Source organism: Xanthobacter nonsaccharivorans, from assembly GCF_043194755.2.
GTDB classification, from domain to species: domain Bacteria; phylum Pseudomonadota; class Alphaproteobacteria; order Rhizobiales; family Xanthobacteraceae; genus Xanthobacter; species Xanthobacter autotrophicus_G.
Genome location: NZ_CM195526.1, coordinates 4,075,115 through 4,094,931 on the forward strand (window position 1 = coordinate 4,075,115; position 19,817 = coordinate 4,094,931).

Sequence of the window (19,817 nt, forward strand, 5' to 3'; positions counted from 1 at the left end):
ATCGAGAAGGTGAACAATGCTCAAGATCGCCAATGATATACGTCCCGGATCGGCGCTGACGTTGATCGCGATGGGCGTTGCGATGGCCGGCATTTTTATCGCCGATACGGTCACGGACTACGCCATCGCAGCGGCCGTATTCTACACAGCGGTCATTCTCGTTGCGACACGCATCTTGTCTGGCACGGCTGTAGTGGCCCTCGCTTGCATTTGTGTCGCGCTGACCCTGATCAGTTTTTTCTTGACCCACTCCGGTGCGTATGAGGTCGGCATCGTCAATACCGGGATTAGTATCGTTGCGATCGGCGTTACAACCTATCTCAGTTTAAGGATGGTGGCTGCGAAGGCCGAGGCGCTGGAGGCGCGCGATCGGCTTTTGCGAATTGCGCGGGTCACGACGCTCGGTCAACTGTCGGCGTCGATCGCGCACGAAGTCAACCAGCCCCTGGCTGCCGTCGTCGCCAGCGGCGGCGCGTGCACCCGATGGCTTGCCCAGGAGCCGCCAAATCTCGACAAGGCCCGCCTCGCGCTCGACCGCATCGTCAGCGATGCCAACCGGGCAAGCCAGGTCATCGCGCGCATTCGCGCCCTTTCGAAGGGCGAGGCGCCGCGCCGACAACCATTCGACCTCAGGGAAGCTGTCATGGAAATCGCGACCTTGTCGCGCGGCGAGATCGAGCGTGGCGGCGTCGCCTTGCAACTGGACCTGCATGACGGCCTACCTCGCGTTTTTGCCGATCGGGTCCAGATCCAGCAGGTCATCAGCAATCTCGTCCTCAATGCGACCGAGGCGATGTCGGACCGCGCATTGCCCGAGCGTCGTCTGCGAATTGCCGCCTCGCAGGATGGACGGGATGCGATCGTTCTCGCGGTGGCCGATTCCGGCACCGGTCTGGCGCCGGGAGCTCGTGAGCACCTCTTTGACGCCTTCTGGACGACGAAAGAGGGAGGCATGGGTCTTGGCCTTACCATCAGTCAGACGATCGTTGAAGCGAATGGCGGACAGATTTCCGCGGCTCCAGTCCCTGGAGGCGGGACCGTATTTGAGGTGCGCCTGCCGCGCCACATGGAGGCAGCCTGATGAAAAATGAACCGACGGCGGATTCGCGGCCGCAGCCCATCGTCTATGTCATCGATGACGATCGGTCCGTTCGCGCCGCGCTCGAAGATTTGCTCGCATCCGTTGGGCTACAGGTGCGCTCGTATAGCTCGGTTGCCGAATTTCTGGAAAGCTCCATGCCGGACGCGCCCGGCTGCCTGCTGCTCGATGTGAGAATGCCCGGACAAAGCGGGATCGATTTTCATCGGCAAATGCCTGAATACGGCATTCATCTGCCGACGATATTCATCACGGGACATGGGGACATCACGATGGGCGTGAACGCCATCAAGAATGGCGCCTTCGAGTTCTTGACCAAGCCGTTTCGCGACCAAGACCTGCTGGATGCTATCCAACAAGCGATCGAAAAAGACCGGCGAAGGCGCGAGAGCGAAGCGCGTTCGCTGGATTTGAATGCGCGTTGGGAGACATTGACGCCCGGCGAACGAGACGTTTTCAAGCTCGTTGTAAAGGGCCTCCTCAATAAACAAATCGCCGCCGACCTGAATGTTAGCGAGATCACGGTGAAGGTTCGCCGTAGCCATCTCATGCAGAAGATGCAGGCCAAGACGATTATTGACCTTGTTAGAATGTCGGACAGTTTGAGCGTTTGAATCTCGACTGAGAGGAGAGCCCCTGCACCGCGAACTGGTGCGCGATCTGCGCGGGCGTGCCACCCCCCCCCTTTCAGAACACGGTATATTTCGAAGATACGTTGGTATATCGAATCTATATAAGATCATCGGCCAATGAGCGTCTGTAGCCGTCTATTCTAGGGTGAGAATCGGGAGGTCTTGCCTTAGCTGCGGTCGGGGCGCGATGGTCGTGGTAGATGGTGCTTACAGAGCGATGCTCGCAACGAGCGGACGATGGACCGTCGCGAGGCCAGGAATCATTTCGAATAGATCTCGGTCGCAATTGACCGATGCTTGAATTCCGCCAGATCCGGTATTTTCTTGCGGCGGCCGAATATGGCAGCTTCCGAAAGGCGGCCTTGGCCTTGGGAATACAGGAATCGGCGATCAGCCGTCGCGTTCGCGATCTCGAAGACGAACTCGGCGCTTCCCTATTTCAGAGGCACAACGGCGGCGTCTGCCTGACGTTGGCAGGACAGCAGTTTGTGCGTCGAGCACGCAAAGCACTTCAACAGATCGACTGCGGCGCGAAGGATGTGGCCGCCATAGGTCGCTCCGAGCGGGGGCATATCAAGGTCGGCATCTTTTCGTCGCTCGCGTCTGGATTCCTGTCCGATCTGCTGGGAGCCTACGGCAAGGAGCATGCAAGTGTACGGGTCGAATTTTTTGACGGCGATCCTGCGGATCACGTTGCCTCGATCCGGCGACTTCAACTCGATGTGGCTTTTATCACGGGAACCACACAGTGGTCGGACTGTGAAACAGAGCAACTTTGGTCCGAGCGAGTATTCGCCGTACTTCCCAGCGATCATCCTCTCTCTGAGAAATCGGAGCTTGGCTGGCGTGATCTTGTGGACGAGAGATTCATTGTAAGTGACGGTGCCCCTGGATCGGAAATTCACGACTATTTGGTTCAACGCCTCGCCGATCTTGGGCGTCACCCAGAAATCGATACCCAATACGTCGGGAGGGACAATCTCCTGTCGCTTGTGGCGATCGGCCAAGGCGTCACGGTCATGAGCGAGGCCGGGACGGCGGCTCAGTTTCCGGGAACTGCCTATCGGCAGCTTGCCGGCGAGGTTCTGCCGTTCTGCGCGGTGTGGTCGCCGCGGAATGATAACCCGGCCTGGCGCCGCCTCCTCAGTCTTGCGCGTTCAATGTCGCGCTCGGCTGCCGCCACAATCATTCAGACGGTTTCGGCAGTTCTTTTGACTTCCTCGCTTTCGCAAATCCCCGATCCGTGGCTATGAACCGCTCCAGCATCGGAGCGATGAGGCGAACGGGATCGGCCGGCGGTTGCCTCGCTTCGCGGCCGAGAATTTCTGCGTAGGCCGTTAGGTCGCGATGCAGGCTTGCCGGTAACTCCACCGTGACCTTCACCGGTTTGTCGTCGACGATCGCTCCCAATTTCAGCTTGGTCATGTCAGCCTCCGTAGGGTTCGAGAACGAGATCGCGGGTGACGATGACGCGGACGGGCAAGCCTGGCCGGATGGTGAGGGTCGGTGCGATGTTGAGCTGGCGCTGGACGATCTGCTGGCCGGTTTGACTGACGCTATTGGAGGCACCCTGTCGCAGCGCCCGCACAATATCGCTGTCCTGGCCAGACGAGCCCGCCTCCGCACCGATGCTCAGAATCGTGGAAAGTGCAGCGGCCTTGAACAGTTCGCCCCAGTGATAGTCGACGCCATCCTCAAGGCCCGCATAGCCCTCGGCGTCCGCACCAGGCTGACGCTCCAGAACGATGGAGCGGCCATTGGGGAAGATCAGCCGGTTCCAGACGAGAAGTATGCGCCTCTGACCGAAGCCGACGCCACTGTCATACTGGCCGATAACGCGCGTGCCCTGTGGCACAAGCAGGATCTTGCCGGTCGGGCTGTCATAGATGTTCTCCGTCACCTGTGCGGTGATCTGACCCGGCAGGTCGGAGCGGATGCCGGTGATGAGCGCGGCCGCGATGACGGCGCCGGCCTGCAGGACGTTCTTCGACGCTGGCGCGGCAACGCGATCCGGCGAGACAGTGCGCTTGTCGGGCGTCTGATTGAGGAATGCGAGCTGACGATCCTGCGCGGAGGGTGTCGCTGGCTGCGGCGCAAGGCCGAGGCTGGCGAGATCGGCCGACGGCGTGGCGGTCGCAGTCGGCTGTGTCGAAGCTCCAGCCGTAGCGGGCCGAGTCTCGGTGGATGCGAACAGCCGTGCGGTCCGAGCCGCCTCCAGTTCCTGCGCCCGGCGCTGTTCCTCGGGGCTCGGTCCCGTCGGACCTGATGCCGGTGCGCCGATCGGCGGCACTGTGCCACCGTTCTGCGCGTTGAGGATCGGGCGACCGAGGTCGCCGGGCAGCGGCGGGCCGAGCTTCGGGACGCCGGAATAATCCTTCGGCAATCCAGCCAGACCGTCCGGTGTCGAGCGGTTGTCCGTAGAGTAAAGCTCCTGACCCTGGCCGCTGTGACGAGTCTGGAGCGCATAGATCAGCGCCCCACCGACACCGAGGCTTGCCGCAAGACCCAGACCGGCCAGCACCTTGCGGGACAGGCGGGTCACACGCGGCGGCTCGGCGCGCAGCCGCATGGTCGCGGCCGGCTCGCCGGTCAGCGGCCGAGCGTCGTCGTCGGTCGGCTGAGGCTGGGGCGCCGAACCGGGCGTCCGGCCTTCCTCCTTTTCGGGATCGCGTTCGTCGCTCACGATGCCGGCCTCCCGTCGGTGCGGGAGATGCGGACACGCTTCTGGTTCTTGCCCGCGCCGAACCGCAGTTCGGCGGCGGCGAACAGTCGATCGACGATCATGTAGTTGCCGCGCACGCGATAGTTCACCAGCTCGGAGGTGTCGCCCTCCGGTCCGACCACGAACAAGGGCGGCATCTCGCCCTGTCCGATGCCGCGGGGGAATTCGATGAACACCTGCTTGCCGTCATCGAAGGCGCGCAGCGGCCGCCACGGTGCGCGGTCGCCGGTCACCTCGTAGCGGAAATTGACACGGGCGAGATCGATGCCGCCCGACACCGGCTGCGCGGCCTCGGCTTGGCTGTTCTGGCGGCGCAGCGCGATGAGCTGGTCCTGCGGATATTGCCAAGACACCGATGCCATATAGGTCGATGGCGTCGCGCGCAGCTCCATGTGATAGGTGCGCCGGTCGGTGTTGATGACGAGATTGGTCATCAGCTCGGCCCGCGTTGGCTTCACGAGGATATGGACCTGCTTGGCCGCGCCAACGCCGCTCTCGGTATCGCCGATGATCCAGCGCACTGTGTCGCCAGCGGCGACAGGACCGGAGCCGACGAGCTGCTCGCCGGGCTGAAGCGCGATGTCGGTGATCTGCCCCGGCGAGGCGTAGACCTGATAGAGCGCGCCATCGACGAAGGGATAGACCTGCATCGAGTTGATGAAGCCGTTGCGGACGGGCTGGACGCGCGCTGCGGCATTGGCCTGGTTGACGCGCGCGGCGGGATCGGACGGTTCCGGCTCGGGCTTGCCGTCCTTGCCGATGGGCTTCAACTGACCAGGCAGCGGGAGCGGTTTGGGAAGCTCCACCACCCGGACGGGCGCTGGCGGATCGGAGGTCTGCACAGCCGGCACCGCATTGTCGTAGGAAATCTCCGGCGGCGGGGTGTGAGTGGCGCACCCTGCCAGCGCCGAACCGGCGAGCAAGATTCCCGGCAAAGCGGATTTGCGGAAAACCGGAACTACGTGGATGAGCAAAGCCGGGAGCCCTGCACTCCAAGGGGCGGCTTTGCGGAGTGCGGGCGTCATTGTCCAAGCTCCTTCGACCAGTTGATGGCGTTGATGTAGATTCCGAGTGGGTTCTTCCGCAGCGTGTCGGCGTCGCGTGGGGGCTGCACGACGACGGTGAGGATCGCGGACCAGCGTTCGGTGGAGGCCAGTGAGCCGTCCTGATAGCGTCGCTCGATCCAGGCGATGCGGAAGCTCGACGGCGAGGCGCGGATCACCGACGACACTTCGATCGCGATCTGCTGCTTGCCGACCTTGGTGAAGGGGTCGTTGGCGCGCGCATAATCGTTCAGCGCGAGCGCGCCACCCTGTGTCGTGAAGTCGTAGGCGCGCAGCCAGTTCTGCCGCACGATGATGGCGTCGGACGGGATCGAGCGGACCTGCTCGATGAAGCGCGCGAGGTAGAAGGCGATTTGCGGATCGTTTGGCTGATAGTCGGCGGTCGCCGGCGCGATCGCCTGCGCCTGGCCGAGCCGGTCGACCTGCACTACCCAAGGCACGATCGAGCCGTTGGCGGACTGCCAGACCAGCGCGGCCGAAAGGCCGCCCGCGAGGGCCAATGATCCGAAGGCCATGTAGCGCCAGTTACGGGCCTGCACGCGGGCGGAGCCGATGCGATCGTCCCAGACCTGAGCGGCGCGCTGATAGGGAGTCTCGGGCTGAGGGGCTTTGCCGTAGTGGGTGGATGGTCGCTTGAACATGGTCAGTCGCTTTCGGAGAGGTTGACGGAGGAGCCGCCGCCATGGCTGTCGCCGCTACGCACGGCGTGGGCGGCGGCCTGAACGCCATGGGACATCTGCTGCGAGCGCTTCATGCGTTTCGCCCAGGCCGGCGGCCCGTCGCTGGTGGAAGACGCAGCTCCGGGAGATGCGGCCTCCGCGGTGGCGGTCGTCGCAGCACCGGATGCGCCGGTGGCGATCTCCGTCGCGGCCTGGCCACCGGCCTGATAGCTCTGCTTCAGGCTGTCGGCGGCACGACCGGCTGCGCGCTTCAGCGGTGAGACGGCCGCCTTCGCGCCGGTGCTGGCAACACTGCCAAGACCCGACGCGACGCCGGATGCGCCGGCCTGGCCGGCCGCGCCGAGGCTGTAGGCGGTGGAGGCGCCACCGGCGAGGGCTGCACCGCCACGCGCGGCGGCGGCAGCGCCGCCAGCAAGTGCAGCGCCGCCTGTCACGACGGCGCCGGCAGCGGCCGCGCCTGCTGCGACAACGCCGCCGGCGGCAAGACCAGTGCCAATGGCCGCGCCGGCGCCGAGCTGCGGGCCACCGGAGATGAGGCCGTTAGCGATGCCGGGACCGAAGATGCCGAGACCAAGCAGCGACAGCGCGGCAAGCACGATCGCCATGGCATCGTCGATCGATGGCGTTGCGCCGTTGAAGCCCGAGGTGAACTCGGAGAACAGCGTCGAGCCGATGCCGATGATGACGGCGAGCACCAGCACCTTGATGCCGGAGGAGATGACGTTGCCGAGCACGCGCTCGGCCATGAACGCCGATTTGCCGAACAGGCCGAAGGGAATGAGGACGAAGCCGGCGAGCGTGGTCAGCTTGAACTCGATCAGGGTGACGAAGAGCTGGATCGCCAGGATGAAGAACGCCAGCAGCACCAGCGCCCAGGCGAAAAACATGCAGGCGATCTGGATGAAGTTCTCGAAGAACGACCAGTAGCCCATCAGGCTGGAGATGGAGTCGAGCAGCGGCCGGCCGGCATCGAGACCAGTCTGCGCCACCTTGCCGGGGCGCATGAGATCGCTCACGGCAAAGCCCGTTCCCGAAGCCTTCAGGCCGAGGCCCGCGAAGCTCTCGAAGACGATGCGGGCGAGATTGTTCCAGTTGGAGATCAGGTAGGCGAAGACACCGACGAAGAGCGTCTTCTTGACCAGCCTCGCCATGATGTCGTCGTCGGCGCCCCATGACCAGAAAAGCGCGGCGAGCGTGACGTCGATGACGATCAAGGTGGTGGCGATGAAACCGACTTCGCCGCCGAGCAGCCCGAATCCTCCGTCGATGTAGCGAGTGAAGACCTCGAGGAAATGGTCGATGACACCGGTGCCGCCCATGTCAGCGAACCTCTGGCTGAGCGGGCTCGGCCTGCATCGCAGGCCCGGTCACGTCCGCTGGCGCACTGTCTTTGTGGATGGGAGCGGCCGACGCGGGCGCGCTTGGAAACAGCGTGGTCGGCGCAACCGGCGATGGTGATGAAACGGGGGCCGGCTGGCCGAGGAAGCGGCGCCGGTTCTCTGCCCATGCCTTCAGGCAATTGGGATCGCGCGTGCCGGCCTCGCCGATCTCGGAACAACGAAGCAATTCGGCGGCGAGAGGATCCGATGTTGTGACCGGACGGCCCTGCGTCGCGAGGACGTCCGTCGAAACGTCCTTGCGGTTCATCTCGATCGCGGTCGCCGTGATGGCGACCGCGACGAAGACGATGGCGCCGACGCGAGCGAGGGTCTTGCCGTCCATCGTGCCAGCCTCAGTTGCCGCTGTTCGGGAACATGCGGGCATTGCCGGGCTGGTAGCCCGAGCCCGGCGTCAGGAAACGCCGGCGCTGCTCGCGGCCCTGTTCGGCGGCGGCGGCCTGCTCGGCCGACTGCAAGGCCTGCGCCCGGCCGTTGGCCGCCACGACGGCGGTGAGATCCGCGAGTTGCTGCGCCTGGAGCGCAAGGAGTTGGTTGCCGGCCTGCGTCGCCTGCAGCGCGCCGGTCGCGCCCTGGCTCTGGCCGATCAGCGCCGACATCTGCGTGCGATTGGTGTCGATGTTGCCGACGACGCCCGCCTGCACCCGCATTGCGTCCTGCAGGCCGCCGACCGTGTTCTGCCAGCGCGAGCGGGCATCGGTGACGAGTTGCTGATCCGAAGCGGACAGCGAGACGTTCCCGTACTTCTGCTGGAACATCCGGTCGATCTGCTGGACGTCGTAGGCGATATTCTGCGCCTGGTTGAGAAGCTGCTGCGTGCGCTGGACGGACTGCTGAAGCTGTTGCAGCGACGAGAACGGCAGGCTCGCAAGGTTGCGTGCCTGGTTGATCAGCATTTGCGCTTCGTTCTGAAGCGAGGTGATCTGGTTGGTGATCTGCTGAAGCGATCGCGCCGCCGTGAGCACGTTCTGCGCATAGTTCGAGGGATCGAATACGATGATGGCGTGAGCGGGCGTCGCCAGCATGGGCGCGAGCGCGACGGGAGCGGTCAGCAGCGCGGCAGCAAAACGCGCTGCGCGGGAATTGCGCAGTTTCATTGGGACGTCTCCTTGTTGGTGAGCGTGGGGATGAGATCGGCGGCCCAACCGACCTCACGGTGATCGAGCCATGCGGCGAGGAAGCCGTCGCGGCCGTGTTCGGCGACGATGCGGGCAATGGCCGCCTGGTCGGTCTTCGATGACGCGGCGCACAGAGCGAGCGCGACATCGGACAGACCGAGCTCGAAGAGGCGGTTGCCGCGCCGCGACTGGCAGTAATAGTCGCGCTTGGGCATTGCCCGCGCGATGATCTCGATCTGGCGGTCGTTGAGGCCGAAGCGCCGATAGATCGCCGTGATCTGCGGCTCGATCGCGCGCTCGTTCGGCAGCAGAAGCCGGGTCTGGCAGCTTTCGATGATGGCAGGCGCGATGGCCGAGCCGTCGATGTCGCTGAGCGATTGCGTGGCGAAGATGACGCTGGCGTTCTTCTTGCGCAGCGTCTTCAGCCATTCGCGGAGCTGGCCGGCGAAACCGTCATCGTCCAGCGCCAGCCAGCCTTCGTCGATAATGAGAAGAGTCGGCGAACCGTCGAGCCGATCTTCGATCCGATGGAAGAGATAGGAGAGAACCGCCGGCGCCGCGCCGGTGCCGATCAGCCCCTCAGTCTCGAACGCTTGAACGAACGCCGAGCCAAGATACTCGCGTTCAGCGTCGAGCAGCCGGCCGTAGGGACCGCCGACGCAATAGGGCCTGAGCGCCTGTTTGAGATCGTTCGACTGGAGCAGCACGACCAGGCCGGTGATCGTGCGCTCCTCGACGGGCGCCGATGCCAGCGAGGTCAGCGCCGTCCAGATATGCTCCTTCACCTCGGGCGTGATCGCCACGCCCTCGCGGGTCAGGATCGATACGATCCAGTCGCCCGCCCAGGCGCGCTCGGGCACGTCGTGAACGCGGGCGAGCGGTTGAAGGCTGACGTTATCGGTCGCGCCGTCACTGAGATCGCCGCCGAGGTCATGCCAATCGCCGCCCATGCCGAGCGCCGCCGCGCGGATCGAGCCGCCGAAGTCGAAGGCGAAGACTTGGGCGCGAGCATAGCGTCGGAACTGCAGCGCCATCAGCGCCAGCAGGACCGACTTGCCCGCGCCGGTCGGGCCAACGATCAGCGTGTGGCCGACGTCGCCGACGTGAAGCGAAAGCCGGAACGGGGTGGAGCCTTCGGTCTTGCCGAAGAGCAGTGGGGGCGCTGCAAAATGCTCGTCCCGTTCCGGCCCCGCCCACACCGCCGACAGCGGGATCATGTGGGCGAGATTGAGCGTGGAGATCGGCGGCTGGCGGACGTTCGCATAGACGTGGCCGGGCAATGATCCGAGCCAGGCGTCCACCGCGTTGATCGTCTCGGCCATGGCAGTGAAGTCGCGGCCCTGAATGACCTTCTCGACGAGGCGCAGCTTCTCGTCGGCAGCGCGCGGATCCTCGTCCCACACCGTCACCGTCGCGGTGACGTAGGCCATCCCGGCATAGTCGGCGCCGAGTTCCTGGAGCGCCATGTCGGCATCGGCGGCCTTGTTCGCGGCGTCGGTGTCCACGAGGACGGACGCCTCGTTGGTCATTACCTCCTTGAGGATCGCGGCGATCGACTTGCGCTTGGCGAACCATTGCCGGCGGATCTTGGTCAGCAGCTTGGTCGCGTCGGTCTTGTCGAGCAGGATCGCCCGCGTCGACCAACGATACGGAAATGCGAGACGGTTCAGCTCGTCGAGCAGGCCAGGTGTCGTCGCCGTTGGAAAGCCTGTGACGGTGAGGATGCGCAGATGCGACGCGCCAAGGCGCGGCTCGAGCCCGCCGGTGAGCGGCTGGTCGGCGAGCAGCGCGTCGAGATAGATCGGCGTTTCGGGGACGCGGACACGGTGCCGTTTGGTCGAGACGCAGCCGTGGAGATAGGTGAGCGTCTCCGCGTCATCAAGCCAGCGGCATTCGGGCATGAAGGCTTCGACCAGGCGCAGGATGCGATCGGTGCGATCGGCGAACCCGGTCATCACCTCGTTGGGGTCGAGGCCCGACTTTTCCCGGCCTTCATAGAGCCAGGATTCCGCGCGCGCGGCGTCCTCGGCCGGCGGCAGATAGGTGAAGGTCAGGAAATAGCTCGACTCGAAATGTGCGCCAGCTTCCTCGAAATCCGCTTTGCGCTCGGCGTCGACCAGCGCCGAGGCGGGATCGGGAAAGCGGCTGTCGGGATAGAGGTTCGAAGCTTGCCGCTGCGCCTCGACGAAGATTGCCCAGCCTGATCCAAGGCGACGGAACGCATTGTTGAGGCGGCCGGCGATGGCGACTAGCTCAGCCTGTACGGCGCTGTCGAGATCGGGGCCGCGAAACCGCGCGGTGCGCTGAAAGCTGCCGTCCTTGTTGAGGACGATGCCGGAGCCCACCAGCGCGACCCAGGGGAGGAAGTCGGCCAGGCGGCTGTTGCGATTGCGATATTCGGCAAGGTTCATCATGGCCGCGCTCCCCTCAGACCGAAAGGTGTGCGGGGACGCGCAGATGGCGGCGCACAACGTCGACGAAGAGCGGATCGCGCTTGGCAGCCCACACCGCGGTGACGTGGCCGATCGCCCAGATCGCGATCCCCACCAGCCAGAGGCGAAGCCCTAGGCCGACCGCGCCAGCGAGCGTCCCGTTCATGATGGCGATAGCCCGTGGGGCGCCGCCGAGCAGGATCGGCTCGGTCAGTGCCCGGTGAACGGGGACGGTATAGCCTGGGACGTCGCCGCCCTGATCGACAGCGCCCGTCATCAGACCAGCGCCCCGCCGCCGAACGAGAAGAACGACAGGAAGAAGCTCGACGCGGCGAAGGCAATCGAGAGACCAAACACGATCTGGATCAACCTGCGGAAGCCGCCGGAGGTATCGCCGAAGGCCAGCGTCAGGCCGGTAACGATGATGATGATCACCGCCATGATTTTCGCCACGGGACCTTCAATCGACTGCAGGATCTGTTGGAGAGGCTGTTCCCACGGCATCGACGAACCGGAAGCGTGAGCGGGGGCTGCCATCACCGCCGACAGAGTGGCGATGGAAACGGTCAAGACGAGATGATGGCGCGCGCGCCGCAGGCGTTGGATCACAGGCTTTCTCCTTCAGGTGCTGGGACGAACAAGCTCGAGCTGCCGTCGCCATCCGTGGTGGCCGGCGCGATGCGGTAGTCGCCGTCGAGACCGAGGCCTTCGACGCGCGAGAGTTCGGAGAGTCGCCGCGCGGACCCGCGACCGGAGAGGACGGCAACGAGGTCGATCGTTTCCGCGATCAATGCGCGCGGGACCGTGACGACTGCCTCCTGAATGAGCTGCTCCATGCGGCGCAGTGCGCCGATCGCGCTGCCGGCGTGGATGGTGCCGACCCCGCCAGGATGGCCGGTGCCCCAGGCCTTGAGCAGTTCGAGCGCTTCGGCGCCGCGCACTTCGCCAACGGGTATGCGATCGGGCCGCAGACGCAGCGAAGAGCGAACGAGATCGGAAAGTGAGGCAACGCCATCTTTTGTTCGCATCGCCACGAGGTTCGGCGCGGCGCATTGCAGTTCGCGGGTGTCTTCGATGAGGACGACGCGATCGGCGGTCTTCGCAACTTCGGCGAGCAACGCGTTTGTCAGCGTCGTCTTGCCGGTGGATGTCCCGCCGGCGACGAGGATGTTGGCGCGTGAGGAGACACTCCGGCGGAGTATCTCGGCCTGCGTCGCTGACATGATGCCGGCCGCGACGTAGTCGTCGAGCGTGAACACCGCGACAGCGGGCTTACGGATCGCGAATGCGGGGGCAGCGACGACGGGTGGCAGCAGGCCTTCGAACCGCTCGCCGGTTTCAGGCAACTCTGCGGATACCCGAGGAGCACCAGCATGAACCTCGGCTCCGACATGGTGCGCAACCAAGCGAACGATACGTTCGCCGTCCGCTGGTGACAGCCGCTCACCGGTATCGGAAAGTCCTTCGGAGAGTCGGTCGATCCAGAGGCGCCCATCGGGATTGAGCATCACCTCGACGATGCTGGCGTCATCAAGATAGCGCGCGATTGCAGGACCGAGCGCAGTGCGCAGCATCCTTGCGCCGCGCGCGAGGCCTTCCGAATTGTGGTGTGATGCTGTCATAGTGCCCCGTTTCTATCGGGGCCGATACAGTCCTTCCCCAGACGGGGATGATTAAAGGGGCCAGATTTCGGGGCGATTCAACAAAGATTCATCGACGTAGTAGTGTAGCGTGCAAATACAGGAGAACGGCGGTGTCGGACGCACGATACGCCAATACGCTCGCGGAGCTTGACCGGCTCTGCGCAAGCGTCTGATCCTCGCACAATGACCGCTCAATGCATTTGTTGTGGAGGTGATGGACATCCTCGATCGCGGAGATCATCCGGGGGGTGAGATCCTTCTTAATCGGGATCATGCACGGCGTTAGGCTGAACGGGACGGTACGTACGATAGCATCTTTGCAGCCATGAACCCCAGCCGAGTAGAGTAGCCTATGTTTCTTAGATCGGTTTTGGCCGCCGCCGCATTTGCTGCGGCGGTACTCCCCGCGGAATCGGTGTTCGCCGAGGGCGCCCGAAAAGCCAATCAAGGGCAACAGCGCGAGATCGGCAGCAAGGTAATTGAGAAGGCCAACGCCCTCCTTGACAGTTTAACACCGGCGCGGCGCAATGAAGCCCTCGTCGATTATAGATCACGGTGACGGACCGATCGGCGCGGAAAGAGATTTGTAGGCTTCCTCACCATTCAGCGCTGATTCAAGGCTATTTGACGCGCGATCGAACGCGGAAGAAACATCAACGCGTTTCGGGTAGCTCTGCACGGCTGAGCTTTTTGCGCACGCGCGCATGAATCTGGTCGACCCAAGCCAATCCCAATCGCCTGATGCGACCTTTCGGACACCTTAAGAGGAGAAAGTGTTCGATGCGAGACACCACAAAAAGCAGAAGGCGGATCCGAAGTGGCGGAGGCCAATGCGATAGTTGATTACTCATTGTTTTGCGTCTCCTTTGAGAAAATCTGCCACGGCTTTTTTTTGTTCGATGAATCTCAGGCGCTGGCACGCTATCCTGGCGTGCGCTTCGGCGGCCAGATCAACATGTTTGGAAGTGTCGGATAAAGGCGCAGACGCTCAAACGCCGCGGCTAAAGCCATCTCTCGGCGTCGAGCCGTCCAGCGGATATAATTTGCGATGAGCGCATAGGCGACAACGGGCAGCCTTTCGCCGCGTTGGACAAGGATAGCGATGCAACGTTCTAGTCCGTCATGGAGAGCACGCGTTGCAAAATAATGAAACGTGAACGGATCGCTGCGCGCTTTGGCAAAAGCGATCAGCATAGCGGCGATCAATCCGCAAGCATCGATCTCGCATTGAGAATCGCCGAAACAGCTGTCGACAAAAGCGATAATCTGAAAGCCCTTGGTCTGCTCGACTGAGGTCAGCGAAAAAGAACTACAAGAAGTTGCATCGGAAAGCGCCTGGATGCGTTCGGGAAGAGTCTTGAATTGTTCAGACATGAGGCGCCCCCATCAGCTAGTTAGAACAAAAGAGTTTTGTCTATTCAGATTGTTTCCTTTTCGTTTTGGTTGGCAGGCGACGACGCGGGGTATAGCAACGTCCGCGAGGCTATTGCGGACATGTCGGTGCTCGCGCCCGTGCGTCAACGTCGTCACCCGCCTTCTTGCGTGCTACTTCGAGCCGGTATTGCTTGTAGCAGCGTCGTTGCTGGTTGGCGTTCCGCCGATCTGGGGGATGCTGACCTCGACGCCGGTCGCGGCGACGAAGACCTTGAAGCCGATCAGCGCGACAGCAATCAGAAGATAGCCGCGTAGCACGCCCATCCAGACCTTCGTCATCAACGTCATATGCAGGGCAGGCAGCCGATTAAGCGGCGGCATGCGCCAGTTCCGGCGCTCGAGCATCGTCATCTTGGCGAAGCGGTGATCTTGATCGTTGCCATATGCGGCAGCGGGCACGTCATAACTACGCTTGCGTGCTGCGAACGAAAAGACGAACCCGCAAAGCCCCAGCAAAGAGCCGCCAATCAGTATTTTCAGAATTGTGCTGTCAGCCACATCTGGGAAGACGGTCGCCACGGTGAGGATGATCGAGAGCAACACAAGGGACCAGATTATTGCTCCGGTGAATACATTGAGCTTAGGACCGTTGGACCAGGGGCCGACAACCGCCTTGTCGTTGCAAAGGAGGAGCAGGAAGACCGTGGCACTTGGTAGCAGCACGCCAGCGAGAGCCTGCACGGCACTGACAAAGAGGCCCAGCAGCGCATCACTTGCGAAGGCAACAAGGCCTGCGGCAATGAATATGAGAATCCCGTAAGCAACGTAGAATCCGATGGCATCCGTGACTTTGCGATGCAATGAGTGCCTCACCCTGAGGACGTCGGCGATCGCATAAGACGTCGAGAGCGAGACGGCTGCTGCGCCGATGAGGCAAGCATCCAAAAGAGCGATTGCAAAAATCGTCGCCGAATATGGACCCACATATTTGTCCAGCGCCGTAAGCACCGCACCTGTATCCGTGAAATTGCCGAATTCCGGCCGTCCGGCAAACAATGCGGCACAGAACGCCATCATGGCAACGGCGCCGATTACTACCAGGAGGATCCCGAGGCAAAGATCGACTTTCTCGTAGCCGTTGAAGGCGGGCGTGATCCGCTTATCGACAACATAGCTTTGTTGGAAAAAGAGCTGCCAAGGTGCGACGGTCGTGCCAACGATGCCAATGACAAGCAGCATGACTGCCGCCATGTCGGAGTGAGCGGGCCATTGCGGCACGAGCAGTCCATGGGCGATCTCACCGATTGGTGGATGGATGGCGAGGAGCACAGGTATTAGCAACAGACTGCCAAAGACCAAAACCATCGCGAAGCGTTCAAACCGCTTGAAACTTCCGGTGCTGACGGCGGCCACTATGAGCACCGCCGCGACAATCAGTCCCGGAACTCTTGGCAAACCAAAATATTGGAGTGCGAATACGATGCCGATGAACTCGGTTACAATGGTTAGTCCGTTGAGAAGAACTAGGTCTATAAGGCTGAAGGCACCCCAGAACTTTCCGAAACGTTCGAATATCAGTCGTGCATGGCCAACGCCCGTCACAGCACCTAGCCGTGACACCATCTCCTGATTCACGTAAATCACCGGGATCAAGAGCATCAACGTCCACAGCAGAGAGGTGCCGTAGTTCTGACCTGCCTGCGTATAGGTTCCAAAAGCGCCGGCATCATTGTCGCCGACCATGACAATCAGTCCCGGGCCGACGATTGCCATCAAGGTCGCCAGCCTAGCCCGCCAAGTCTTTCGTACACCGGTGTCGTGCTGCCGGATGGTGCCGAACGCGCCGTGGATGTCGCCAATATGCGCGCTATCCAGGACAGCGGGCGCGCTTGAGGCCAATTCGATTTGTTCAAGCGATGTCGCAGAGGTATCGGACATTTCAAACTCCGTTGAGTTTTGCTCGTTTTTGGGTGAATTCACTGGATCAGAGCGAAGCGGTTGTTGGCTGGCCCCGCTGCGGCGGATGCTTTGCGACTGGGCAAGCTCCAGCCGTGTTGGGCGGAATGGCGAGCACGGCGAGCCCGACGTTGATTGCCCGTTGGACGAGATCGGCGGTGTGGCGCCCCCCTGGGAAAGCCACGACAAAGTCGGGTCGGCTGTCTGTCAGCATGAAATCGCTGCGCAGCCCTTCGGCCTTCTTGCCGTAAAACTCCCAATTTGGCGGGTAACGCACCACAGCGATCCCATGGCGACGCGCCCACGCCTCAGCGATGATGCCGACGCCTGCAATGCTGCCGTGGACCACAACGCTGATTGGCTTTCGCCAATGCAGTGCAGTTAGTTCGTGATGCACCATCTCGGCGTCCTCGAAGTGACGTCCTCCACAGACTAGGAGGCGCATGGCCGTGTCCTTTCGGGCTGCTCTTCGGGACACGGTGCTGGTGCGCGCGAGTTGGCGGTGATGCAGGGCGCAGGTACGCGATTTCCTTCCGAGCTGTCGTTGACCGGGGCGGGATCAGTCGTTCCCCGACGCGGCTTAGGAAGCTTTTCGGCAATGCCCATGCTTTCCACGCGGCGCCGCATCTCGGCCCAGACTTCGCTGGGTTCAATATTGAGTGCGTGCCACAGAACGACCAAGTGATAGAGAAGATCGGCACTTTCGCTGACCGTCTTTTGGGTCCGCTTCCTCACCGCCTCGAGAGCGACCTCGGCAGCCTCCTCGACAACCTTCTGCGAGATCTTCCGCAATCCGGCATTCATCAGCTCTGCCGTGCGAGCATGCTCCGTCAATGTCACATCATTCAGCGCGTTGTAGAGCTGCTCTAAATCGTTGGCGAAGATAGTATTCGCGCAAGTCGTATTAGTGCCTGCGGGGCGCGCAGGCAGCAAAGCCACCACTGCATTCATTAGTTAATCCCTTCGTTTGAACTTTGCTGCCAACAGCAGCGCTACGCTGCGCACGGCATTGCCGTGTGTCGCTATGATCAATCGTCAGGATTCTTCAGAGTGGCGGATGTCTCCAATTGCCAGCCCCTAATCAGCCGGCCATCGGATTCCTGATGCCAATGGGCAAGAAGCTTTGGTCTCGCCAAGTTGCGAGCGCCCAATTTCAAGCCGGGAAACACCCCGGCGAATTGAATATCATCATGGGCGACCACCGGTGGCGCCCGACGTGTGTCGATGTTGAGATGAGCGGCCATGGCCACCTCCGTCTGTTCAAGCAGTTGCTCGAACCCGGGTGGCCTGGACGGACGGTGCTCAGCGTCGAAGTGCTGGCGCAGTTACGTCGGCAGAACCGACCCGAGCGATGATGCAACCCAGCGGAGCGTCGATAGCAGGTGACTGACGCCTACTATCTCCCTCCGAGGGGTCGTTGCTAGATCGCGGGTTCATATGATCCTCTGCTGTGCCAATCCGGATCCAATTCACGACGAACTGGACCACGACGCGAACAACCCTGCCGGTCTTCACTTCGCGCGACATTCATATATACTCTGGGGGGTATATTACAACTATACCCGGGTATAGCGGAGGGACGCGATGGCGCATGCGGTGGCTGAGAAGCAGAAGCTGCTGAATAGGGTCCGACGCCTTCGAGGTCAGGTCGATGCGATTGAACGGGCCCTCATCGCGGATGAGAGTTGCGGCGACGTGATGCGGATAGTCACGGCCACGCGCGGTGCGATCAACGGAATCATGGCCGAAGTCGTCAATGGGCACATTCAAGCGCATATGGTCGATGCGAACCGCACGCCCACAGAAGCTGAACGTAATGCCGCGCTCGAATTAGTCGACGTTTTGCACACCTACATCAAGTGAACTGCGATGGCTCCACAAAAAACACCAGTCAATCAGCCTGCCCACGTCGATCCTATAGATCACGAGGCAAACTTGACGCATCGATACCCGCTCGGCACCCGTTCAAGGGAACTACTGACGTTCATCGATGGGCTATGGCGCCTCGTTAGGTCTGGAACGCTTCCCTTGCTGATCGGCATCCTCACTATCGGCATCTTCATCATCGACACCATAACCCCTTACGAGATATCCGCTGCGACGTTTTATGTGATTGTCGTTCTATTGTCGGCTCGCTTCAGCCACACGCGGGGCATGGGCACGGTCTCTGGAATATGCATCGCGTTGACGATCGCGAGCTACATCCTGACGCCGAGTGGAAGCTTCGGAACCGGAGTCGTCAACACCTCGATCAGCCTGCTGGCGATCGCGGCAACGACCTATCTCGCTGTCAAGATGGAGACCGCTCGTGTGGCGGCCGAACAGGCGCAGACCCGCCTTGCGCACGTCGCTCGGATCACGACTCTCGGCGAGATCGCTGCCTCAATCGCCCATGAGGTCAATCAGCCGCTCGCCGCAATCGTGACCAACGCCAATGCATGTACACGCTGGATTCACGGAGATCCCGCGAACCTAGAAAAAGCCGCGTCTTCGATAGATAGCATCGTCAGCGACGCAAACCGAGCAAGTGAAATCATCAAGCGCGTCCAAGCGCTGTCTATGCGTGCAGAACCAAAGAGGTCCTGGATTGAGATCAACGTCGTAATCAGAGAGGTGCTGGGGCTTTTGCAAAGCCGTTTCCGAGAAAGCCGAGTTTCCGTTTATACGAACCTGTCGAGTGATCTGCCCATGATCTTCGGTGATCGTATTCAACTTCAACAGGTTGCACTCAACCTTCTCGTGAACGCGATAGATGCGATGGGTACGCTGCAGAGCAGTGTTCGTGAGATTCGAATAAACTCCGCTAAATCAAGCGCGTCCGGCGTGATGATCACGATAGAAGACACGGGAGGCGGTATCGATCCTGGCTTCGTAAGGCATCTTTTCGATGCCTTTCACTCCACCAAGAGCGATGGCATGGGAATTGGACTTTCAATATGCCGATCAATTATTGAATCTCACGGCGGTAATATTTGGGCTGAGCCGACCAATCCGCGCGGCGCTACCTTTTGTTTTACTCTGCCTGGCGACAGGGAGAAAATACTATGAGACAGTCGAAACAGCCCGTCGTTGTGGGCGGCACGGTAGCCGTCGTCGACGATGATCTTTCCGTGCGTGAAGCGCTCAGAAATCTCCTGAGTTCTGTCGGACTTGATATTCACACCTTTGCGTCTACGCACGAGTTTTTGGCGTGGTCGATTCCTGATACGCCGATTTGCTTGGTATTGGACGTTAGAATGCCGGGTCAGAACGGCTTGGATTTCCAACAAGAGCTTTTCAGAACGCGTGTGGAGATCCCGGTCGTGTTCATTACGGCGCACGGGGATATCCCGATGTCGGTCCGGGCTATGAAGTTTGGCGCGATCGAATTTCTGACCAAGCCGTTTAGGGACCAAGACCTACTTGATGCGATCTATCTCGGTCTCCAGACTTCGCAAATCCGACGAAACGAGAAGACAATGACAGCTGATCTTCGCGCGCGGTACGATTCGCTTTCTGTTCGCGAGCGCCAAGTTATGGACATGATACTTGATGGAAAACTCACAAAGCAAATTGCTGCGAAGTTTGCACTCAGCGAAATCACGGTGAAGGTGTGTCGGGCGCAGATCATGCGGAAGATGGAGGCGGCATCCTTGCTTGAACTCGGGCGGATGTCCGAGAGATTGGAAAGAATAAGGGATTGAGAGGCAGTCGATTATTG

The 19,817-nt window shown here is 61.6% G+C and carries 22 protein-coding genes; 6 read left to right on the forward strand and 16 right to left on the reverse strand.

The genetic code is table 11. The features are described from left to right. The first annotated feature begins 16 nt into the window (after positions 1 to 16). The 3 genes from V5F59_RS18595 (at position 17) to V5F59_RS18605 (ending at position 2,984) form a co-directional block, all read left to right on the forward strand. Positions 17 to 1,081 carry a sensor histidine kinase gene (locus V5F59_RS18595; RefSeq protein ID WP_006022574.1) on the forward strand — a complete coding sequence of 355 codons (1,065 nt, stop codon included), beginning with the start codon at positions 17 to 19 and terminating at the stop codon, positions 1,079 to 1,081. Next, positions 1,081 to 1,713, forward strand: a complete 633-nt coding sequence (locus V5F59_RS18600; protein WP_006022575.1) for a response regulator transcription factor — start codon at positions 1,081 to 1,083, stop codon at positions 1,711 to 1,713. Before V5F59_RS18595 ends, V5F59_RS18600 begins: the two co-directional genes overlap by 1 nt. Before the next feature lie 311 nt (positions 1,714 to 2,024). After that, a complete protein-coding gene (locus tag V5F59_RS18605; protein WP_024343196.1) occupies positions 2,025 to 2,984 on the forward strand; it encodes a LysR family transcriptional regulator in 960 nt (319 codons plus the stop codon). On the opposite strand, the gene V5F59_RS18610 is transcribed toward V5F59_RS18605, so the two are convergent. From V5F59_RS18610 to V5F59_RS18685, 16 genes are all read right to left on the reverse strand, one after another. After that, positions 2,917 to 3,156 (reverse strand): DUF2274 domain-containing protein, encoded by a 240-nt coding sequence (locus tag V5F59_RS18610; protein ID WP_006022577.1) that lies wholly within the window; start codon positions 3,154 to 3,156, stop codon positions 2,917 to 2,919. The genes V5F59_RS18605 and V5F59_RS18610 overlap by 68 nt on opposite strands. A 1-nt stretch (position 3,157) precedes the next feature. Next, positions 3,158 to 4,414, reverse strand: a complete 1,257-nt coding sequence (locus tag V5F59_RS18615) for a TraB/TrbI/VirB10 family type IV secretion system protein (protein ID WP_006022578.1) — start codon at positions 4,412 to 4,414, stop codon at positions 3,158 to 3,160. After that, the gene (gene trbG / locus V5F59_RS18620) at positions 4,411 to 5,478 is read right to left on the reverse strand and encodes a P-type conjugative transfer protein TrbG (RefSeq protein WP_006022579.1); all 1,068 of its coding nucleotides are present in this window, start codon (positions 5,476 to 5,478) and stop codon (positions 4,411 to 4,413) included. Before trbG ends, V5F59_RS18615 begins: the two co-directional genes overlap by 4 nt. Further along, positions 5,475 to 6,158: a conjugal transfer protein TrbF gene (gene trbF / locus V5F59_RS18625; protein ID WP_006022580.1), complete on the reverse strand. Its 684-nt coding sequence runs from the start codon at positions 6,156 to 6,158 to the stop codon at positions 5,475 to 5,477. Before trbF ends, trbG begins: the two co-directional genes overlap by 4 nt. 2 nt (positions 6,159 to 6,160) lie before the next feature. Beyond that, on the reverse strand, positions 6,161 to 7,516 hold the full coding sequence (gene trbL / locus V5F59_RS18630) for a P-type conjugative transfer protein TrbL (RefSeq protein ID WP_006022581.1): 1,356 nt from the start codon (positions 7,514 to 7,516) through the stop codon (positions 6,161 to 6,163). Position 7,517: 1 nt separating this feature from the next. Beyond that, positions 7,518 to 7,919, reverse strand: a complete 402-nt coding sequence (gene trbK-alt, locus V5F59_RS18635; RefSeq protein ID WP_006022582.1) for a putative entry exclusion protein TrbK-alt — start codon at positions 7,917 to 7,919, stop codon at positions 7,518 to 7,520. Between the two features lie 10 nt (positions 7,920 to 7,929). Then, the gene (trbJ, locus tag V5F59_RS18640; protein ID WP_006022583.1) at positions 7,930 to 8,691 is read right to left on the reverse strand and encodes a P-type conjugative transfer protein TrbJ; all 762 of its coding nucleotides are present in this window, start codon (positions 8,689 to 8,691) and stop codon (positions 7,930 to 7,932) included. Continuing rightward, entirely contained in the window at positions 8,688 to 11,126 is a 2,439-nt protein-coding gene (gene trbE / locus V5F59_RS18645; RefSeq protein WP_006022584.1) for a conjugal transfer protein TrbE, read from the reverse strand. The genes trbJ and trbE overlap by 4 nt, the downstream gene beginning before the upstream one ends. A 13-nt stretch (positions 11,127 to 11,139) precedes the next feature. Next, on the reverse strand, positions 11,140 to 11,421 hold the full coding sequence (locus V5F59_RS18650; protein ID WP_006022585.1) for a VirB3 family type IV secretion system protein: 282 nt from the start codon (positions 11,419 to 11,421) through the stop codon (positions 11,140 to 11,142). Then, entirely contained in the window at positions 11,421 to 11,753 is a 333-nt protein-coding gene (locus V5F59_RS18655; protein WP_006022586.1) for a TrbC/VirB2 family type IV secretion system protein, read from the reverse strand. The genes V5F59_RS18650 and V5F59_RS18655 overlap by 1 nt, the downstream gene beginning before the upstream one ends. After that, the gene (trbB, locus tag V5F59_RS18660) at positions 11,750 to 12,766 is read right to left on the reverse strand and encodes a P-type conjugative transfer ATPase TrbB (protein ID WP_024343194.1); all 1,017 of its coding nucleotides are present in this window, start codon (positions 12,764 to 12,766) and stop codon (positions 11,750 to 11,752) included. Before trbB ends, V5F59_RS18655 begins: the two co-directional genes overlap by 4 nt. A 942-nt stretch (positions 12,767 to 13,708) precedes the next feature. Beyond that, positions 13,709 to 14,161, reverse strand: a complete 453-nt coding sequence (locus V5F59_RS18665; protein WP_006022590.1) for a hypothetical protein — start codon at positions 14,159 to 14,161, stop codon at positions 13,709 to 13,711. A gap of 171 nt (positions 14,162 to 14,332) precedes the next feature. Further along, a complete protein-coding gene (locus V5F59_RS18670; protein ID WP_006022591.1) occupies positions 14,333 to 16,099 on the reverse strand; it encodes an NRAMP family divalent metal transporter in 1,767 nt (588 codons plus the stop codon). Positions 16,100 to 16,145: 46 nt separating this feature from the next. Beyond that, on the reverse strand, positions 16,146 to 16,517 hold the full coding sequence (locus V5F59_RS18675) for an SLOG family protein (protein WP_242443339.1): 372 nt from the start codon (positions 16,515 to 16,517) through the stop codon (positions 16,146 to 16,148). Positions 16,518 to 16,549: 32 nt separating this feature from the next. Further along, positions 16,550 to 17,068, reverse strand: coding sequence for a phosphoribosyl-ATP diphosphatase (hisE, locus tag V5F59_RS18680; protein WP_006022593.1), 519 nt, complete (start codon positions 17,066 to 17,068; stop codon positions 16,550 to 16,552). A 77-nt stretch (positions 17,069 to 17,145) separates the two neighbouring features. Next, positions 17,146 to 17,361, reverse strand: a complete 216-nt coding sequence (locus V5F59_RS18685) for a hypothetical protein (RefSeq protein WP_006022594.1) — start codon at positions 17,359 to 17,361, stop codon at positions 17,146 to 17,148. Between the two features lie 340 nt (positions 17,362 to 17,701). Between V5F59_RS18685 and V5F59_RS18690 the strand changes: the two genes are divergently transcribed. The 3 genes from V5F59_RS18690 (at position 17,702) to V5F59_RS18700 (ending at position 19,800) form a co-directional block, all read left to right on the forward strand. Then, positions 17,702 to 17,980, forward strand: coding sequence for a metal/formaldehyde-sensitive transcriptional repressor (locus tag V5F59_RS18690; protein WP_006022595.1), 279 nt, complete (start codon positions 17,702 to 17,704; stop codon positions 17,978 to 17,980). Positions 17,981 to 18,145: 165 nt separating this feature from the next. Next, the gene (locus V5F59_RS18695; RefSeq protein ID WP_197057830.1) at positions 18,146 to 19,165 is read left to right on the forward strand and encodes a sensor histidine kinase; all 1,020 of its coding nucleotides are present in this window, start codon (positions 18,146 to 18,148) and stop codon (positions 19,163 to 19,165) included. Then, entirely contained in the window at positions 19,162 to 19,800 is a 639-nt protein-coding gene (locus tag V5F59_RS18700; RefSeq protein ID WP_006022597.1) for a response regulator transcription factor, read from the forward strand. Before V5F59_RS18695 ends, V5F59_RS18700 begins: the two co-directional genes overlap by 4 nt. Positions 19,801 to 19,817: the final 17 nt, after the last annotated feature.

Coding starts and splice junctions, on each gene's coding strand:
- V5F59_RS18650 (WP_006022585.1), bottom strand. CDS start 11,421: ATGACGGGCGCTGTCGATCAGGGCGGCGACGTCCCAGGCTATACCGTC.
- V5F59_RS18595 (WP_006022574.1), top strand. CDS start 17: ATGCTCAAGATCGCCAATGATATACGTCCCGGATCGGCGCTGACGTTG.
- trbL (WP_006022581.1), bottom strand. CDS start 7,516: ATGGGCGGCACCGGTGTCATCGACCATTTCCTCGAGGTCTTCACTCGC.
- hisE (WP_006022593.1), bottom strand. CDS start 17,068: ATGAATGCAGTGGTGGCTTTGCTGCCTGCGCGCCCCGCAGGCACTAAT.
- trbF (WP_006022580.1), bottom strand. CDS start 6,158: ATGTTCAAGCGACCATCCACCCACTACGGCAAAGCCCCTCAGCCCGAG.
- trbE (WP_006022584.1), bottom strand. CDS start 11,126: ATGATGAACCTTGCCGAATATCGCAATCGCAACAGCCGCCTGGCCGAC.
- V5F59_RS18670 (WP_006022591.1), bottom strand. CDS start 16,099: ATGTCCGATACCTCTGCGACATCGCTTGAACAAATCGAATTGGCCTCA.
- V5F59_RS18685 (WP_006022594.1), bottom strand. CDS start 17,361: ATGGCCGCTCATCTCAACATCGACACACGTCGGGCGCCACCGGTGGTC.
- V5F59_RS18665 (WP_006022590.1), bottom strand. CDS start 14,161: ATGTCTGAACAATTCAAGACTCTTCCCGAACGCATCCAGGCGCTTTCC.
- V5F59_RS18690 (WP_006022595.1), top strand. CDS start 17,702: ATGGCGCATGCGGTGGCTGAGAAGCAGAAGCTGCTGAATAGGGTCCGA.
- trbB (WP_024343194.1), bottom strand. CDS start 12,766: ATGACAGCATCACACCACAATTCGGAAGGCCTCGCGCGCGGCGCAAGG.
- V5F59_RS18610 (WP_006022577.1), bottom strand. CDS start 3,156: ATGACCAAGCTGAAATTGGGAGCGATCGTCGACGACAAACCGGTGAAG.
- V5F59_RS18605 (WP_024343196.1), top strand. CDS start 2,025: ATGCTTGAATTCCGCCAGATCCGGTATTTTCTTGCGGCGGCCGAATAT.
- V5F59_RS18700 (WP_006022597.1), top strand. CDS start 19,162: ATGAGACAGTCGAAACAGCCCGTCGTTGTGGGCGGCACGGTAGCCGTC.
- trbK-alt (WP_006022582.1), bottom strand. CDS start 7,919: ATGGACGGCAAGACCCTCGCTCGCGTCGGCGCCATCGTCTTCGTCGCG.
- V5F59_RS18600 (WP_006022575.1), top strand. CDS start 1,081: ATGAAAAATGAACCGACGGCGGATTCGCGGCCGCAGCCCATCGTCTAT.
- V5F59_RS18675 (WP_242443339.1), bottom strand. CDS start 16,517: ATGGTGCATCACGAACTAACTGCACTGCATTGGCGAAAGCCAATCAGC.
- trbJ (WP_006022583.1), bottom strand. CDS start 8,691: ATGAAACTGCGCAATTCCCGCGCAGCGCGTTTTGCTGCCGCGCTGCTG.
- trbG (WP_006022579.1), bottom strand. CDS start 5,478: ATGACGCCCGCACTCCGCAAAGCCGCCCCTTGGAGTGCAGGGCTCCCG.